Origin of the sequence: Prochlorococcus sp. RS04 (assembly GCF_001989455.1) — a bacterium.
In the GTDB taxonomy this organism is placed as follows: domain Bacteria; phylum Cyanobacteriota; class Cyanobacteriia; order PCC-6307; family Cyanobiaceae; genus Prochlorococcus_A.
Genome location: NZ_CP018346.1, coordinates 519736 through 535899, shown reverse-complemented (window position 1 = coordinate 535899; position 16164 = coordinate 519736). Strand labels below are relative to the sequence as shown.

The following is a 16164-nucleotide window of genomic DNA, read 5'->3' as shown; positions in this document are numbered from 1 at the left end:
TTTGGAAGGGTTTTTCAAAAATCAGACTTTACTATGAGATTCAGATTCCTTTTCTAGATCTTCTAACGTTTTTTTTAAATTGATAAGTTCATTATTGTTATTAATTATTTCTTCAAATTTATTTTGAGGCATCTTTAATTTTATACTTCTGTCAAGAATTTCTTTTTCCAATCTCTTTTTATATAAGGAAATAAGTTTCTTTGATAATTTTAAATCTTGTTGATCCAAAACTTTATTAGAGTGTATTTTTATATTAGCGGAAAAAAAATTTTTATTTGAATTATTTCAACTATCACTTTGGAATCAAGTTATTAATTAAGAAGCGTTGCGTTAAGTTTGAAATTGTATTGTTTTTACTAGCTTTGTATTATTCTTAATATCGGTCTTTAATTTTTTACTACAGGAATGTCAGTTTCAAAGGATAATCAACTCTTGTCAGCCGAAAAGAAATTAAATGATTTAAGCAATATTAAAGAATTTATTAATACTGCAAACTCAAGATTAGATGCAATAAACTCTATAACAAATAATTCACATGCAATAGCAGCAGACTCTGTAACAGCAATGATTTGCGAAAATCAAGATTCACTTAATTCAAAAATATCTTTAAATACAACTAACAAGATGTCCGTTTGTTTAAGAGATGGAGAAATAATCCTAAGGATTGTTGCTTATCTTTTAATTTCTAATGACGAATCAGTTTTAGAAAAAAGTTGTTTGAAGGATCTTAAAAATACTTATCTTGCTCTTGGGGTACCTTTAAGAAATGCAAGAAGGGTTTTTGAATTAATGAGAGATGCAACTATCTCTGATTTGAATTCAACAGTTAATAATATGCGTGGAAACAAAGGCTTTCTTCCTAAATTAATATCTGAAACAGAGTTTCAATTTGAAAGGATAATTAATCTTTTAAACTAGCTAAATTCCTTATCTCTGAAGTATGGGACGTCTGTATAACTGAGTTATTTTCAAGATTTCTAATAGTAGAAAATCTAGATCTTACATGAGTGGATAAAAAGGAAATTCTTTCTTCGGAAACTGTTGATTTATAAATAGTTTTAATGTGTAAATTATTTTGTTCATCAACAAAATAATTGGATGATGAAATAAAGGATTCTGTATAACCTTTATTTCTTAAAACAATTCCTGAATTTTCATCTTTGGGTAAAAAAATCAGAATAGTTTCATCTCCTTCACGGATATCATTATTGTCCCAATCACTAATAGCTTGCCAGTTTATAGAAATGGCGATGCTCTCTAGGTTTAAACTAAATTTATAATTTTTAAAAATTTCAACGACTTTTTTATTTTTGTTGTTGATATGTTTTATATATATTTTACTAGTTGAGTTTTCAAATTCCTGAAAAGCTAAAGTGTGAGTACTTCTAATAGATTTCCACTCCCCTATACTTTTATCAATGAATTGATTAATTATTGTTAGATTCTTCGTCAAGTTTATCTTCTACGGAATGATTTTCTGCTTTTTGTATCATTCTTACCATTGAATCCACCATTAATCTCTTTGCAGAAGTTACTTTTAATCCAGAAGGAGTAGTTGATATTTGTTCTCCAGGGCGATCATATGAAGTTGGTCTAAATGGAGTCATCTAATAACTTTAAAAATTAATCGATTTCTATTCTTGCATGAATCATTATTTATATAGTTATTGTTTGCGAAAATGTCATATCTTTCTTCTTTGATTAAAGAATCATCAACTGTTTTGTTATTTAGGCATTTTATTTTTTGCCAATCCTGAAATAGTCGCTAAAGCAAACATTCCCAAAAGAGCAATCCCTAGAAATAATCCTGCCCCCTGGCTAACTCCAGCTCCTACTGCTACTAGTATCGAGTCACTGATTAGAAGACTTATTAATAATGCAGGAGTAAAGATTTTCCAGCGAGTTCCTCCAATACCAATTGCGTAGCTTAGAAAATCAAAAAGGCCAGTCATTAGTAAACCTGTCATAAGAAAGAAATTTTCTTCTAGCTGGTTTTGATTGAAACTTTCAATCTTTTGCATTGCTTTCGGGCCTACTAAATTACGTACAGGAACCCGACCATAATTTCTTGCGATAAAGAAAGCAGCTTGGCAAAAAACGATATCAGAAAAGATTATTGTCATGTAACCTTTTTGAAATCCTAGTAATGAACCAGCTAGCAGAGAATAAGCTGAACTTGGAAGGGCAGGTAAAATAATACTTACTCCTCTGAGTATGAATATTCCAAAAGGAGCCCAAATCCCCATACTTTCTATTTTGTTCCTTAGAGGTTCAATGCCATAATTTTGGATTAAATAAATTAATACAACAAATATTGCTATAAAAAAAACTACTGAGAAAAATTTCTGTATTTTATTCATTATTTTTCTAATAAATTTATTGGAAGTAAATTCTTAATTTTAATATTTGATTCTATCTATAATAGAAATACTAATCAATAAAAATTTTTACATATTTTTAATTTTTTATTTCCTACTAATAAAAAATTTTTGTATTCCCTAAATAGTCATGATTAATTCTAAGAATAAAGTTAATTCAATATTTTTTAGAAATTTCATTAATTTAGTCCTTTCGATTATCGTTTTCTTTTGTATTTCAATAAAAAAATCAGAAGCTTTACCTCATGAGTGGGTTGGAGTCCCTAAAAGTGAATATGGAGAGCAGTTATGGGATAGGCAAAGTATAAAAAGGAATGAGGATGGTTCTGTAAGAGTATTGAGTAAATTTATTCCCAAAACAAAAAGTGAAATTACTAAGGATATTCTCTATACAATGGATATAAATTGTTTTGAAAAATCATTTAGAGATGTTGATGTCTCAATAGATGAAGCAAATAGAAATTTCAATGATTTAGCTAATTGGCAAGATCCTAATGGAGATAAACTGATCTTGGGTGTTATTGGTCAAGTCTGCAGAGTCGAAAACTAAAAATTTAAAGTTATAAAAAATACGAAAAATAACGAGTTCTCAATGATTTAAAAGTATAAAACCCTGTCTAGGACAGGGTTTTAAAGGTGCCAGGACCCAGATTTGAATTAGGTTTTTAAGGTATTAAAATTTTGTTATAGAGCAGGTTGTTGAAGATTTGAATATTGCGTACTCCATTCGGTGTACTCCATTTGCATCTGTTCCACATCAATTTTTCTTCTTTCTCTTAGATTCTAAATGGAGTACATTGTTTAGAGAAAAAATATCCAAAAATAATTTTAATTGAATTTATAATCTAGACTTAAGACATTGTTAAAATATAAGTCTCTTTAAATTATCCCTTCAAAGTATCCTTAATGACCTCATCACCTAAACCCGTTGGATGAATGGATGAAGAGTATCGATAAGAATTTTATATCAAAAATGAATAAGGGTTTACACAAAGTTATATATGAAAGCAGATTTCTTTTGAAAAAATTTTTTCTTATGCTAAAAGTGCTATAAATACAAAAATTATTCAAAAAACTATGATAAGAAAGGCGGATATTAATAACAAAATAATAAATGGCGATAAAATCCTCAATACTATATTTAAGTCATCTCTAATAAGTTTGTTAGAGTAATAATTTTTTTTTTCAAGACTCAAGTTCAAATCATAACTATCCATTATTTGCTTGTATTCATCTACATTTAATCTTTTGAAATTTCTTGAACCTAAACTCCTTTTATTATTAAATCCTAATTTTTTTAATTTTTTATTATTAGTTTTTGATGCTGAATGATTATCAAATTTATTTTTAAGTTTTGATAATTTTTTTATCACCATTTGATTTTTAGGATTTATTTTTTTTGCCTTTAAGTAGTCATTATTTGCACGCTCCCAATATTCAAGTTTTTCTTTTGCTAATCCCCTATTTATTAATGAATTAAAATTCGACGTATTCATTTCGATTGACTTTGAATAATGATAAATTGCGTCTTCATACTTACCAATTTTGTATTTAATTAATCCCAAATTGAAAAAAATTCTTTCAATTTTCACTTTTAATCTTTGATCTATATTTTGATCATTAAGTTTATAAAATAAATTTTTTATTATATCTAAATGGTTTGCTTTCTCACTTTTTGGATCTAATTTTACTGATTGATAATAATCATCAATTGCGCTTTCAAAATCATCTATTTCGATCTTTGTCTCACATCGATTTAAAAATGAAACACTATCTTCAGGATCTAATTTAATTGCTTGTGAATAGTCACTAATAGCACCTTGAAAATCATCATATACAGATCTGCGATCACCTCTCAAAATCCAACTAATTTTATCTTCAGGATCTATTTTAATTACTTGTGAATAGTCATTTAAAGCACTTTGAAAATCACATAAACTCCACTTTAATTCTGCTCTATTCAAAAATGCTATTTTATTTTTGGGATCTAATTTAATTACTTGTGAATAGTCATTTTTTGCACCTTCATAATCATATAAACTCAACTTTGCTTCTGCTCTACTAATAAGTGCTTCTTTATTTTGGGGATTTTTTAAAATACTCAAAGAAAATCTTGAAATATTTTCACGGACTTTTTTCTCGTGTTCTTTTGTAAGATATTTTTTAGAACTTCTAAAAATTTTATAATCGCTGAACCTCGTCGCAACTTCATAATCTTGATAATAACCGTTGAAATCTCCAATTTCATTTTTTTTATCACCAGAAAGTGCAAATAATTCTGCAAACTTTTTTCTAGTTGATCTATCAGTAACATCTATTATTTTCGGATCCACTGCTCCGACTTCTGACCAGTCATAGATTAAAGAATATAAATTTTCAAAATTTATATTATCAATTGCCTTTTGATTTAATTTGACTGCTTGATAATAGTCATTTATTGCTCCATTAAAATCTTCTGAATAATATTTAACATTACCCCTAAGTAGAAATAAAACAGGATTATCCGGATTTAATTTAATTTCTTTTGAAAATACATTTATTGCCCTTTGAAAATTATCAGGATCTAATTTAATTCCTTCTGACCAGTCATTTATTGCTCCTTTATAATCCGCAATTTTCTCTTTGGCATCACCTCTCAAATTCCAAATGCTTTCATTATGTGGAACTAATTTAATTAACTCAGAATAACTATCAATAGCACCTTGATAATCACCTATATTATTGTGTAATTTTGCTTTCCATATTAATACACTTACGTTTTTAGGATTTAACTCTAAGATCTTTGAAAATATTATTAATGCATTAGCATAATTTTCTAAACCTATTTCCTCCTTCGCTTTTCTAATTAAAACTTCTTCAGATAACTCATCAAAATTTTCCACTTATAATTTTTTTTAAGCATTATACTTATTTTTCTTGAATAAGCAATTTAACAAAAATAAGTGTACTCCATGTGTACTCCATCTCTAAAAACGTTAAAACCCTGTCATAGACAGGGTTTAAAGGTGCCAGGACCCAGATTTGAACTGGGGACACGGCGATTTTCAGTCGCCTGCTCTACCAACTGAGCTATCCCGGCTCTAACCTATATACTCTAAATTAAGATGTGTAGTTTGTGAAACCCTTTTAATTAAAAATTTTATATCTTTATCAAATATCCTAAAAGACTTTTATTTTGAGTTCATCGCTAACAAGGCTGTACCAAATGAAGTAGTTTTTTTACATGAAACTATTGGTATATTGATAATATTTTCTCTTATTTTTCTCCACTGAGGGTTTTTTGAGCCTCCACCAATAGTAATAATTTTTTTTGGAAGTGAACCTGTTAGTTCGCCTAGCTTTTCCCATCCTTTCAATTCGATCTTAGCTAGACCCTCGAATAATGCATGTAAATAAAGTGAGTCGCTTACTGGCCTTGGACCAAGTATCGGCTTTAAATTAGAATCATTAACAGGAAATCTTTCTCCTTTACTATTGAGAGGTAAAAGATTTAAAGAAGTGTTTTTTGATGGATTTATTTGTCGACTGAGCTCTTTTATTTCTAAATCAGAGAAAAACTGAGACAATATACCGCAACCTGCATTTGATGCTCCTCCACATATCCAATTGCCGTTTACTCTATGGTTAGTAATTCCTTGTTTTTTTATAGGATTATCAATAATTTTCTTAACTACAATAGTTGTTCCTAAAACTGTGAGACCATCTTCTTTTCCTAAACCTGCAGCTATTACACTTGCATTAGAGTCAGTAGTGCCTGAGATTAATATTAATTTTTTATTCAAGTTAAATCTCTCTGCTAAATTAAAATTCACTTGTCCAATAATTTTCCCACTTTTTATTATGTGAGGCAGGCATTTTCTCCATGAAGTATTGAGATAGCTTTTTGGCCATGATTCTTTTTTTAGATCCCAACCAAGTTTTAGATTGTTACCTTCTTCTCCATAAGTCCAATCTTTTAAAAACCAACCAGTGATCCAATCAGATTGATGTCGTAAAAGTATATTTGTCCCATATTTATCAATTAGTTTTAATGCTTTAGCAAGACTACTGTATGGAGTTCGCAGATGATTTTCTCCAGAAGTTAATGATTCAAGAAGGATCTTATGTTCATTACATGCCTGGTCATAAGATATTGCTTCTCCTATTGGCTCTCCTCGTAAATTTGATGCTGTTAAAGTTCCTGATGTGCCAGATATAGCCAATTTTTGAAGGTTACTTTTTACCTCAATAGGTAAACACCCTAAGAGTCTTTCACAAGCATTGATCCAAGAATTTGGATTTTTAAAGCTATGTAAATAAGGAATTGAATTTGAATATACTAATTTCTCATGAAAATTTATTATAGATATTCTTGCGCCACTAGTTCCAAAATCTAATCCCCCATAAAAATTATCAGGCATAGAATAAATATTTTTATAAAAATACTTTGGAAGCCTCCGCTAATTGGGCTGATTTTTCTTCTACCTTTTCCCAAGGGAGATTTAGATCTCTTCTGCCAAAATGTCCATAGGATGCAGTCTTTCTGAAAAATGTACCACCCATTTTTTGGGGTAGATTTCTTAGATCAAATTCTTTTATAATTGCTGCTGGTCTTAAATCAAAGTACTTATTAATGAGCTCAGTCAAATTAGCTTGTGAAATAACGCCAGTTTCAAAAGTTTCAACAAGAATGGAAATCGGTTTTGCAACTCCAATTGCATAACTTAATTGTACTTCTGCCTTTTTTGCTAATTTTGCCTTAACTATACTTTTAGCTACATAACGTGCTGCGTAAGCAGCTGATCTATCCACTTTTGTGGGATCTTTACCAGAAAATGCCCCTCCTCCGTGTCTTGCGTAACCCCCATAAGTATCTACTATAATTTTTCTTCCAGTAAGTCCGGCATCACCTTGAGGCCCCCCTACGACAAATTTGCCCGTGGGATTTACTAGAAATCTTGTTGTATGAATGTTTGGTTTGATTTCTAAATCTTCAGTAGCAGGAATTACAACATGCGTCCATAAATCTTCTTTTATTCTTTGACGAATTTCTGCTTCATTTGTGATACCATCTATCTCAGGATTATGTTGAGTTGAAATTAAAATGGTATTAATCGATATTGGTACTCCATTTTTATAATCGATACTTACTTGAGTTTTACCATCTGGGAGTAGATAATTAAGCACGTTTTCATGCCTTACCTTGGAAAGTTGAATAGCTAATCTATGAGCCAAGCTAATCGGTAAGGGCATTAATTCAGGCGTCTCATCGCATGCATAGCCAAACATTATGCCTTGGTCGCCAGCACCGGTATTATCTTCCAAATCATCGTTAACATCATCTGCTTCGTTTACTCCTTGAGAAATATCTGGTGATTGTTCGTCAAGTGCTACTAAAACTGCACAACTATTTGCGTCAAAACCACCTGCTCTATAGCCCTCATATCCAATTTCTTTAATTACATTTCTAACAAGTTTTATATAATCGACTTTTGCTTTTGAAGTTATTTCTCCAGTAAGTAGACAAAGACCAGTGTTAACTACAGTTTCGCATGCAACTCTGCTTTCTGGATCTTCTGTCAATAAAGCGTCTAAAACAGCGTCACTAATTTGATCACATATTTTGTCAGGATGACCTTCAGTTACGGATTCTGAAGTGAAAATGAAATCACTCATTTACAAATAATTTTGGGATTAGTTAATATCCTAAATTAGATTATCGTTACAAATCAATTATTGTTAATTAAAAATACTTGTATAAGAATAATGAGGCTTAAGTTCTGATATTCGTGCACAAAATGAATAAGTGAAGTTATACTGTTTCAGCTGAAGCTGTTGGAATCTCTTCGTTCTCATCAGTTTGTTCAAATAACATTTGTTTATATTTAGCAGCCATTTCTTCAGCTTTACTAAAAACTTTTTGAGGGTCAGTTAGCATATCTCCTGGTTCAGGTTCAAGTGCTTTAGTAGATAATGAAATTCGTCCTCTTTCTGAATCAAGGTCAATTATCATCACTTTCATTTGGTCACTCACATTTAAAACATTATGTGGAGTCTCAATATGTTCATGACTAATCTCAGAAATGTGCAATAAACCACTAACTCCACCAATATCAATAAACGCTCCATAAGGTTTAATACCTTTTACAGAACCAACAACAACTTCTCCTACCTCAAGTCGGTTCATTTTCTTCTCAACCAAAGCTCTTCTATGACTTAGTACTAATCTATTTCTCTCTTCATCAACTTCAAGAAATTTTAAAGGTAAATATTCACCTTCTAAGTCATCTTTGATTTTTCGAGCACTTATATGAGAGCCTGGGATAAAACCTCTCAAGCCTTCTACCCTGACGAGAGCCCCTCCTCTGTTTGTTGCAAAAACTTCAGAATATATAGTCGCATCTTCTTTTTGAAGTTGTCTAACCCTTTCCCAAGCTCTTTGATACTCAATTCTTCGAATGGAGAGGGCTAATTGGCCATCTTCATTTTCTTCACTCATTATGAAAAATTCTCTACTTTCTGAAGGTTGTAAAACATCATTAAGTCCTTCAACTCTATTTATTGAAACCTCCTGAACAGGCATAAAAGCAGCTGTTTTAGCCCCTATATCTATCATGGCCCCTTTTGGCTCTAGAGCAAAAACGGTACCTTTGACTAAATCGCCAGGCTTAAAGTTATAGTCATACTTACCCAAAAGTGATGCAAATTCTTCTTGTGTGAATCCTGCGTTGTCAAAATCAGTATTTGTTCTGCTAGAGGAAGAGTCTGCTGAAGGTATATCGCTCTTCTCGAATGATAAATCTTCCTCATTTTGAGAGGTTGAATCATTATCTAACTCAGACGAATTTTTAATTTCTTGATCCTCAGAAAGTTCTTTAATGGTTTGGGAAGAATTTTCGTTCATTTGTTGTATCGCAGACTACCTAAGGTAGTTAGAAAGGGATGCTACTAGCCTGCAAACCAATAGCAATAAACATTTGTGATATGTATTCTACACTTTAAGATGCAGAATTTTATGAAATTGATGCTAATTGGTTTTTTGAACTTCCCTTTAGAGATTCAAGAGTTGAAATAAAATCTTTTACCCCATTAAATTTTCTGTAAACTGAGGCGTATCTTATATAGGCGACTTCGTTTTCTTTTCTAAGATTTTTAAGTATTAATTCTCCGATTTGTGAAGATTTAATATCTTTATTAGAGTCTTGAACGATTTGTGATTCAATTCCATCTACGAAATTAATAATTGCTTCACTACTGAAGTTAGTCTTTTCGCATGCCCTTGATATGCCAGTAAATAATTTTTGTTTATCAAATAATTCTCTGCCACCGTCTTTCTTAATAACTGAAACTGGCATCGTTTCGACTCTTTCATAAGTTGTAAATCTAAAGCTGCAATTTAAGCACTCTCTTCTTCTTCGAACACTTTTACCACTATCAGCAGATCTTGATTCCAAAACTCTGCTATCTGTGTTTTGACAGGTTGGACACTGCATGTGGTGAAATAACGCACTTCAACCCTAATAGTAGGGTAATATTCTAATTATGAAAAGTAAAAAAAAACCTCTTGTTAAAGAGGCCTTTTTCATGGTTCATTTTCTATCGAATTTAGGTGGGTCTCTAAAGGCGACAGCAAAGAATAAGGTTACAACTGCGAGAGTTAGAATAAGAACGTAAGCGAAAGCTTCCATAAGATTAAGTAATAAAGTTTAGGTTAAACCCTTCCAGGGATTCTTCTTGTGGTTTCGTCTCCAAGCTTTTTGAATAAACCAAATTCAACTTGGTCGCCAATCTCAGCATCAATACCAGCAAAGGAATTTCTGTAAAGAGTTCTTGAAGCGTGCCACCAGTGCCCAAATAAGAATAGCAATCCGAAACATAAATGTGCATATGTAAACCATGCTCTTGGAGAACTTCGGAATACACCGTCAGATTTATATGTCTCTCTGTCAAACTTGAATGCTTCTCCAAGTTGAGCTTTTCTTGCTAATCTTTTCACTACAGCAGGATCTGTAAATGTTTGTCCATCTAGGTCTCCTCCATAAATAGTTGCTGTAATGCCAGTTTGCTCAAATGAGTACTTTGCTTCAGCTCTTCTAAATGGGATATCGGCCCTTACATTGCCTTCTTTGTCTTCAAGAATGACAGGGAAGTTTTCAAAGAAATTAGGAATTCTTCTAACTTCTAATTCGTTTCCTTCCTTATCTTGGAAAGCAATGTGACCTTGCCAACCAGTTGGTAAACCATCACCATTAACAAGAGCTCCAACTCTGAATAGTCCCCCTTTAGCTGGACTATTTCCTACATAATCGTAGAAGGCTAATTTTTCTGGAATCGATGCATATGCCTCTGATTTAGTTGCTCCATCATCAATAGAAGCTTGTACTCTTCTGTTAATTTCAGTTTTGAAATAGCCTGAATCCCATTGATATCTCGTAGGACCAAAAAGCTCTATTGGGGTGGTTGCTGAACCGTACCACATTGTTCCGGAAACAACGAAAGAAACAAATAGTACAGCAGCTAAAGCACTCGCAAGAACTCCTTCGAGACTTCCAAGTTTTAATGCTCTGTAAAGTCTTTCTCCAGGTCTATTGGTAATATGAAAAATACCTCCAATAATACCCATAAGTCCTGCTGCAATATGATTAGCTACAATACCTCCTGGATTAAAAGGATTAAATCCTTCAACTCCCCAGGAAGGTGCTACAGGTTCTACATGACCACTTAAACCATAGGGATCAGAAACCCAAATCCCTACGTTTGCGCAATGAAAAGCTCCAAAACCAAAACATGTAAGTCCTGCTAAAAGAAGGTGGATTCCAAAAATTCTTGGTAAATCAAGAGCAGGCTCACCAGTTCTTGAATCTTCCCATAAATCTAGGTCCCAATATGTCCAGTGCCAAATAGATGCCAACATCAATAGGCCACTAAATACTATGTGTGCTGCCGCAACTCCTTCGAAACTCCAGAATCCAGGATCAACTCCAGTAGCACCCGTAATATCCCATCCATTCCAACTACTTGTGATACCTAGTCTTGCCATGAAAGGCATAACGTACATCCCCTGTCTCCACATTGGATTGAGAACAGCATCAGAAGGATCAAAAATGGCTAATTCATATAGAGCCATTGAACCGGCCCAGCCGGCTAATAATGCAGTATGCATAAGATGCACAGCAAGTAGTCGACCTGGGTCATTAATAACTACTGTGTGAACTCGATACCAAGGCAATCCCATCGGTTAATTTCTAGTAACTATGCTGTATGAACAGCTAAACATCATGATAGTAAGGGTTTTTTAGTCTTTGAGGGATTTTTGTAAATAAATTTATTTTCTTGCAAAAATTGGGCAAATCCATTAGCAGAACAAAGTTTACAAGAAATTTTTAGCTAAAAACTGTTAATATTTTGGTCACAATTCTCAAAGTAAAACGCCAAAATAAGAAAAATAACTAAAAAAATGGCAACTATCAGATTTATCCGTGAGGACTTAGAGGTTCAATGTAATCCTGGTGAAAATTTAAGAGAACTCGTAATGAAAGAGAATTTACAGCTTTATGGACTAAAAGGTATTTTGGGAAATTGTGGAGGCGCTGGACAATGCAGTACTTGCTTTATTTCAGTTGAAGGTGGAAACAAAAATTCCTTAAGCCCTCTTACATCCGTTGAAGAAGAAAAACTTAAAAATAGACCAGAAAATTGGCGATTAGCATGCCAAACATTGATAAAGTCATCTGCAGTAATTTTAACAAAACCACAATCCCCTCCCTCAAATTTGGAAGAACTAAAAAAAATTAGTGAAAATAAAAAATTACCACGTTAAATTGTTTAAGACTGTTAATCAGTTTATAAAATTTGTTTATTTTTCCACTTTATTCCAAGTTATATGTCTATAGTCTTATTACTTGATATAGAACTATCTAATTAAATGGAAACAACTAACTTTGGATTCGTAGCTAGTCTTTTATTTGTAGGGGTGCCAACAATATTCCTCATTGGTTTATTTATTTCTACTCAAGATGGAGAAAAATCAAGCTTCTACTCTGACTCTAGTAAAGGTAGACTTGGACCAAAACGCTGATGCTTTAGTAAATGCTTTGCATTTCTGTAAAGGAATTTTTATTGTGGAAAAAAAAGCAACTTTCAAAAGGTGGTGATCAACAATCTTTTGAAGTTTTACTTGATTGTATAGGCGATATTTCGACTAGAGATTTAAACTTGAAAATTTTAAATCCTAATGGAAACTTACATTTAAAAAAAAGCTTAAAATATTTAGAATCTGTTTGGGAAGATCATTTAATAAAATCTTGCCCAATTCAATATCTTTGCGGAATAACTTATTGGAGAGACTTAAAATTAAAAGTTACAAATAAAGTACTTATTCCCAGACCAGAGACAGAGCTCATAGTAGATATTGTCTTCAGTGTATTTAGAAGGAAGTCACAGAAATTATTTTTTGCTGAATTAGGAACTGGATCAGGCGCTATAAGTATTGCGTTGGCATTGGCTTATCCATTTAGCGAAGGGGTGGCAACTGATATAGATAAAGACGCATTAGAAATAGCTAATAAAAATTATATAAATTCTTCCAAACAATCAAATTTGAAATTTTATTGTGGCAATTGGTGGTCACCTCTTGAAAATTTTAAAGGTAAATTAGACCTTGCTATTTCAAACCCGCCATATATTCCAAAAGATACTTATGAAAAATTGCCCAAAGAAGTTAAAAATTTCGAACCTAAAGTTGCTTTATTAGGTGGCGAAGATGGTTTAAAACACATTAGGGAAATAATACAAAATGCACCAATATTTTTAAAAGAGAAGGGCTGGCTAATTTTAGAGAATCATTTTGATCAAGGCGAAAAAGTAAAACAACTTTTTTTAAAAAATAAATTTACATCAATAGAAATTGTGAAAGATCTTTCAGGTATTGGTAGGTTTACCATTGGAAGATATAAATAAATTATTACAAGTTCATAATCTAAATGAATTTAGTAGACTGCAAATCCGCTTTGAAGACTCTTAAAAGTGGTTTACCTATAATTTTCCCAACTGACACATTACCTGCGATTGGGTGCTTGCCAAAATTTTCAAATATTATTTATGAGTTTAAAAAAAGGGATAGAGATAAACCCTTAATTCTTATGGGGGCAGAACATAAACAATTAATTGATTATGTTCACGAATCAGCTAAAGAAGATTACGAAAATATAGCTTCAAAATATTGGCCTGGAGCTCTGACAATGGTTATTCCTGCTTCAGAAAAGCAGACTACAATCCTCACAAGCAATGATCTTACCCTTGGGTTGAGGATTCCAAATTCATATATGGCTCAATCTCTCATGAGAGAAACAGGTCCATTGTTAACTTCAAGTGCAAATATTTCAGGTTTTAAAGGATCTATTACAGTTGAAGGTATTGCTCTAGACTTCCCTACTCTGAAAATTTTGGGTCCTATCCCCTGGGGAAAAAGAAGTGGAAAAGCAAGTACTATTATATTGTGGAAGAAATGTGGAGATTGGAGACTGATTAGACAAGGAGAAGTATTAGTAAGGGAATTGTATTAATGTTTTTATTATTATTTTTTGTTTTATTGATTCAATTTTTTACTTATTGGATATTTGAGCCCCTTGCATCTTTTTTAGAGTATGTTCTCGAAATAAGATTGATTCCTATTATTGCTCTGATAGGTTTAGTCTTTTTATTTTCAACGAAGAATATTGAACAGAATTAAACAAATCAAAATGCCGGCTAACAGATTTGAACTGATGACCTTCGCTTTACAAAAGCGCTGCTCTACCGCTGAGCTAAGCCGGCAATCATTTTATCTTACAATCAGGAAGGGTCAATTATCAGTATTTTTTTAGCTTTTTTTAAATTTATTACTTTTTGATATCTTTATTAGCTTTATCAGTTTTTTTGAATTTTATTTCTCCTGAAATAGTTCTTTTGATTGGTAAATTGGCAACTAATGCAGTCATTCTATCCTCAGTCTCTAAACTTACTGCTACCTCATCAAAATCAATTTCAACATATTTAGCAACAACATCAAGAATTTCTTTCCTCATTTTATCTAAAAGATCAGTTGTTAAAGAACTCATATCAACTCTGTCATGAGCCAGTACAAGTTGTAATCTTTCTCTTGCTGTATTGGCACTAGACGGTTCTCTGCCTAGTAATTTATTTATAAGATCTCTGAGAGTCATCATTTTAAAAAACCTTTGTTTGCATTAATCTCATGAATTTATCTTTTAGACTTTTGCCTTCTTTTTTGGGATCGATAATTGGTACATCTTTATTTGTAAGTCTTTGAGAAACATTCAAGTAACATCTTTTTGCAGGAGATCTACTATCTGAAAGTGTCAGTGGCTCTCCTCTATTTGTACTTATTATTACCTGTTCATCTTCTAAAACAATACCTAATAAAGGCAAAGAAAGGATCCCTTGAACATCTTCGATGGATAACATTTCTTGACTAGCCATCATATTAGGGCGAACTCTATTGATTACAAGTTGAATAGGCTCAATATCTGAAGTATTAAGAATCCCTATTACTCTATCTGCATCCCTCACTGCGGATAATTCTGGGTTAGTAACAACAATAGCTTCTTTACAGGCTGCAAGGGCATTTTTAAAGCCATCTTCTACACCAGCAGGACAATCTACTAAGACAAAATCAAAGTTCTCACTAAGTAGCTCACTAATTTTTTTCATATCTTCGGGCTTCATCCAATCCAACATCCTTGGATCTCCAGCAGGTAGAAGAGCAAGATTAGGCTCCTTTTTATGTCTAACCAATGCTTGATCGAGACGACAGTTCTTGTCTAGAACATCTTGAGCCGTATAAATGATGCGATTTTCTAATCCTAGAAGAAGATCTAAATTTCTTAAGCCAAAATCAGCATCTAATACAGCAGTTGTTGCTCCACTATTAGCAAGTGCAATTCCTAGGTTTGCAGTTAAAGTTGTTTTGCCAACTCCTCCCTTACCTGAACAGATTAGTATTGTGCGAGTATTCTTCCCCACGATTTTTAAGATTTTACAAATAATAAAGCCACTTGCAGAAAGTTAAATATTTTAAAGATTAAGTAATTCTTAAATTTATCTATTTTGAATTTATTTATTGCAAATTATTGATTAATTTTTATTTTCGATTAAGTGAGGTTTGATAATTATTGTTTGTTTATCTATAACTGCAATTTCTGGATAGTAATTTTTGGGCTTTTCTTTTGGTCCAATTGCTATCACATCTGCAATCCTTAACTGTAAAGGGTTTAGATAAAGTGATGCAATAGAGGCATTTTTATTTCCACTTTTCCCTGCGAATGCGATCCCTAGTAATTTGCCCCAAACGTAAATATTTTTCTTAGCGGAAACTATTGCTCCTGGATTAACGTCTCCAATAATACATAGGTTTCCGTTTGAAGATATTCTTTCGCCCGATCGTACTGTTCCTTTGTGAAGAATATCGTCTTTCTTTTTTGAATTGAATAATAGTAACTGGTTTTTGATCTCTTGCTCTTTTATGTAAGCTGAATCTATTTTTAAGGACCTTCCACTTATTATTGAATCTCTATTATTTGAGTAGATGCGTAAGGAACAAATATTAATTTTGTCAAAATGATTTTTTAATTTTAAAAATTGATGAGAACTTATTGACTCATTGACTGCGAAAATTTTTGCTTCTAAAGGTTCCTTGATGGAAGAAAATCTTTTGAAAGTTTCATTGATATTATCTAAATTTAACAAAGAAAAAACTTCTAAATATTTACTTTTAGTGTTTATTAAAACGATTTCCATTGAATTAAAT

Annotated in this window: 20 protein-coding genes and 2 tRNA genes; 6 read left to right on the top strand and 16 right to left on the bottom strand. The window is 32.1% G+C overall.

From position 1 onward, the window contains the following. Positions 1 to 21: 21 nt before the first annotated feature. Positions 22 to 228: a hypothetical protein gene (locus BS621_RS03145; protein WP_025893986.1), complete on the bottom strand. Its 207-nt coding sequence runs from the start codon at positions 226 to 228 to the stop codon at positions 22 to 24. Positions 229 to 405: 177 nt separating this feature from the next. Here BS621_RS03145 and BS621_RS03140 point away from each other — a divergent pair, with 177 nt between their 5' ends. Then, on the top strand, positions 406 to 918 hold the full coding sequence (locus BS621_RS03140; protein ID WP_025893987.1) for an R-phycoerythrin subunit beta: 513 nt from the start codon (positions 406 to 408) through the stop codon (positions 916 to 918). On the opposite strand, the gene BS621_RS03135 is transcribed toward BS621_RS03140, so the two are convergent. The 3 genes from BS621_RS03135 to BS621_RS03125 all read right to left on the bottom strand — a co-directional run bounded on the left by BS621_RS03135 (position 902) and on the right by BS621_RS03125 (position 2360). Continuing rightward, entirely contained in the window at positions 902 to 1453 is a 552-nt protein-coding gene (locus BS621_RS03135) for a phycobiliprotein lyase (RefSeq protein ID WP_077141782.1), read from the bottom strand. The two genes, BS621_RS03140 and BS621_RS03135, sit on opposite strands and share 17 nt — an antisense overlap. Further along, on the bottom strand, positions 1428 to 1607 hold the full coding sequence (locus BS621_RS03130; protein WP_011375871.1) for a hypothetical protein: 180 nt from the start codon (positions 1605 to 1607) through the stop codon (positions 1428 to 1430). The genes BS621_RS03135 and BS621_RS03130 overlap by 26 nt, the downstream gene beginning before the upstream one ends. 117 nt (positions 1608 to 1724) lie before the next feature. Next, positions 1725 to 2360, bottom strand: coding sequence for a TVP38/TMEM64 family protein (locus BS621_RS03125; RefSeq protein WP_025893989.1), 636 nt, complete (start codon positions 2358 to 2360; stop codon positions 1725 to 1727). Positions 2361 to 2508: 148 nt separating this feature from the next. On the opposite strand from BS621_RS03125, the gene BS621_RS03120 reads away from it, so the two are divergent. Further along, positions 2509 to 2928, top strand: a complete 420-nt coding sequence (locus tag BS621_RS03120; RefSeq protein WP_025893990.1) for a hypothetical protein — start codon at positions 2509 to 2511, stop codon at positions 2926 to 2928. A 517-nt stretch (positions 2929 to 3445) separates the two neighbouring features. Here the strand turns inward: BS621_RS03120 and BS621_RS03115 are convergent. The 8 genes from BS621_RS03115 to psbB form a co-directional block, all read right to left on the bottom strand. Further along, on the bottom strand, positions 3446 to 5260 hold the full coding sequence (locus tag BS621_RS03115; RefSeq protein WP_077141781.1) for a tetratricopeptide repeat protein: 1815 nt from the start codon (positions 5258 to 5260) through the stop codon (positions 3446 to 3448). A 124-nt stretch (positions 5261 to 5384) separates the two neighbouring features. Next, a tRNA-Phe gene (locus tag BS621_RS03110) sits at positions 5385 to 5457 on the bottom strand. A 91-nt stretch (positions 5458 to 5548) separates the two neighbouring features. Then, complete coding sequence (locus tag BS621_RS03105) at positions 5549 to 6778, bottom strand: FGGY-family carbohydrate kinase (protein ID WP_025893991.1); 1230 nt, start codon at positions 6776 to 6778, stop codon at positions 5549 to 5551. A 13-nt stretch (positions 6779 to 6791) separates the two neighbouring features. Next, positions 6792 to 8033 carry a methionine adenosyltransferase gene (metK, locus tag BS621_RS03100; protein ID WP_077141780.1) on the bottom strand — a complete coding sequence of 414 codons (1242 nt, stop codon included), beginning with the start codon at positions 8031 to 8033 and terminating at the stop codon, positions 6792 to 6794. A gap of 136 nt (positions 8034 to 8169) precedes the next feature. After that, positions 8170 to 9261, bottom strand: a complete 1092-nt coding sequence (locus BS621_RS03095) for a 30S ribosomal protein S1 (protein ID WP_025933106.1) — start codon at positions 9259 to 9261, stop codon at positions 8170 to 8172. Between the two features lie 109 nt (positions 9262 to 9370). Beyond that, the gene (gene nrdR, locus BS621_RS03090) at positions 9371 to 9850 is read right to left on the bottom strand and encodes a transcriptional regulator NrdR (RefSeq protein ID WP_025922898.1); all 480 of its coding nucleotides are present in this window, start codon (positions 9848 to 9850) and stop codon (positions 9371 to 9373) included. A 96-nt stretch (positions 9851 to 9946) separates the two neighbouring features. Beyond that, a complete protein-coding gene (locus tag BS621_RS03085) occupies positions 9947 to 10045 on the bottom strand; it encodes a photosystem II reaction center protein T (RefSeq protein ID WP_011131951.1) in 99 nt (32 codons plus the stop codon). Positions 10046 to 10068: 23 nt separating this feature from the next. Next, the gene (gene psbB / locus BS621_RS03080) at positions 10069 to 11592 is read right to left on the bottom strand and encodes a photosystem II chlorophyll-binding protein CP47 (protein WP_025933107.1); all 1524 of its coding nucleotides are present in this window, start codon (positions 11590 to 11592) and stop codon (positions 10069 to 10071) included. A gap of 222 nt (positions 11593 to 11814) precedes the next feature. On the opposite strand from psbB, the gene BS621_RS03075 reads away from it, so the two are divergent. The 4 genes from BS621_RS03075 (at position 11815) to BS621_RS03060 (ending at position 13921) form a co-directional block, all read left to right on the top strand. Further along, positions 11815 to 12177, top strand: a complete 363-nt coding sequence (locus BS621_RS03075) for a 2Fe-2S iron-sulfur cluster-binding protein (protein ID WP_025893996.1) — start codon at positions 11815 to 11817, stop codon at positions 12175 to 12177. Between the two features lie 105 nt (positions 12178 to 12282). Next, positions 12283 to 12435, top strand: a complete 153-nt coding sequence (psbM, locus tag BS621_RS03070) for a photosystem II reaction center protein PsbM (RefSeq protein WP_011817804.1) — start codon at positions 12283 to 12285, stop codon at positions 12433 to 12435. A gap of 11 nt (positions 12436 to 12446) precedes the next feature. Continuing rightward, a complete protein-coding gene (prmC, locus tag BS621_RS03065; RefSeq protein ID WP_077141779.1) occupies positions 12447 to 13316 on the top strand; it encodes a peptide chain release factor N(5)-glutamine methyltransferase in 870 nt (289 codons plus the stop codon). Positions 13317 to 13339: 23 nt separating this feature from the next. Then, positions 13340 to 13921: an L-threonylcarbamoyladenylate synthase gene (locus tag BS621_RS03060; RefSeq protein ID WP_077141778.1), complete on the top strand. Its 582-nt coding sequence runs from the start codon at positions 13340 to 13342 to the stop codon at positions 13919 to 13921. Positions 13922 to 14099: 178 nt separating this feature from the next. On the opposite strand, the gene BS621_RS03055 is transcribed toward BS621_RS03060, so the two are convergent. The 4 genes from BS621_RS03055 to BS621_RS03040 form a co-directional block, all read right to left on the bottom strand. After that, positions 14100 to 14171, bottom strand: a tRNA-Thr gene (locus BS621_RS03055). 65 nt (positions 14172 to 14236) lie between these two features. Further along, complete coding sequence (minE, locus tag BS621_RS03050) at positions 14237 to 14563, bottom strand: cell division topological specificity factor MinE (RefSeq protein ID WP_025937384.1); 327 nt, start codon at positions 14561 to 14563, stop codon at positions 14237 to 14239. A 1-nt stretch (position 14564) separates the two neighbouring features. Further along, positions 14565 to 15380: a septum site-determining protein MinD gene (minD, locus tag BS621_RS03045; RefSeq protein ID WP_025937385.1), complete on the bottom strand. Its 816-nt coding sequence runs from the start codon at positions 15378 to 15380 to the stop codon at positions 14565 to 14567. Between the two features lie 111 nt (positions 15381 to 15491). Next, positions 15492 to 16154, bottom strand: a complete 663-nt coding sequence (locus BS621_RS03040) for a septum site-determining protein MinC (RefSeq protein ID WP_077141777.1) — start codon at positions 16152 to 16154, stop codon at positions 15492 to 15494. Between the last annotated feature and the right edge of the window lie 10 nt (positions 16155 to 16164).

Excerpts from the sequence above, each read along its gene's own strand:
- BS621_RS03125 (WP_025893989.1), bottom strand. The coding sequence starts at position 2,360 with ATGAATAAAATACAGAAATTTTTCTCAGTAGTTTTTTTTATAGCAATA.
- minE (WP_025937384.1), bottom strand. The coding sequence starts at position 14,563 with ATGATGACTCTCAGAGATCTTATAAATAAATTACTAGGCAGAGAACCG.
- BS621_RS03120 (WP_025893990.1), top strand. The coding sequence starts at position 2,509 with ATGATTAATTCTAAGAATAAAGTTAATTCAATATTTTTTAGAAATTTC.
- BS621_RS03095 (WP_025933106.1), bottom strand. The coding sequence starts at position 9,261 with ATGAACGAAAATTCTTCCCAAACCATTAAAGAACTTTCTGAGGATCAA.
- BS621_RS03130 (WP_011375871.1), bottom strand. The coding sequence starts at position 1,607 with ATGACTCCATTTAGACCAACTTCATATGATCGCCCTGGAGAACAAATA.
- psbM (WP_011817804.1), top strand. The coding sequence starts at position 12,283 with ATGGAAACAACTAACTTTGGATTCGTAGCTAGTCTTTTATTTGTAGGG.
- nrdR (WP_025922898.1), bottom strand. The coding sequence starts at position 9,850 with ATGCAGTGTCCAACCTGTCAAAACACAGATAGCAGAGTTTTGGAATCA.
- BS621_RS03140 (WP_025893987.1), top strand. The coding sequence starts at position 406 with ATGTCAGTTTCAAAGGATAATCAACTCTTGTCAGCCGAAAAGAAATTA.
- BS621_RS03075 (WP_025893996.1), top strand. The coding sequence starts at position 11,815 with ATGGCAACTATCAGATTTATCCGTGAGGACTTAGAGGTTCAATGTAAT.
- BS621_RS03040 (WP_077141777.1), bottom strand. The coding sequence starts at position 16,154 with ATGGAAATCGTTTTAATAAACACTAAAAGTAAATATTTAGAAGTTTTT.
- BS621_RS03105 (WP_025893991.1), bottom strand. The coding sequence starts at position 6,778 with ATGCCTGATAATTTTTATGGGGGATTAGATTTTGGAACTAGTGGCGCA.
- BS621_RS03060 (WP_077141778.1), top strand. The coding sequence starts at position 13,340 with ATGAATTTAGTAGACTGCAAATCCGCTTTGAAGACTCTTAAAAGTGGT.
- psbB (WP_025933107.1), bottom strand. The coding sequence starts at position 11,592 with ATGGGATTGCCTTGGTATCGAGTTCACACAGTAGTTATTAATGACCCA.
- BS621_RS03085 (WP_011131951.1), bottom strand. The coding sequence starts at position 10,045 with ATGGAAGCTTTCGCTTACGTTCTTATTCTAACTCTCGCAGTTGTAACC.
- metK (WP_077141780.1), bottom strand. The coding sequence starts at position 8,033 with ATGAGTGATTTCATTTTCACTTCAGAATCCGTAACTGAAGGTCATCCT.
- prmC (WP_077141779.1), top strand. The coding sequence starts at position 12,447 with ATGCTTTGCATTTCTGTAAAGGAATTTTTATTGTGGAAAAAAAAGCAA.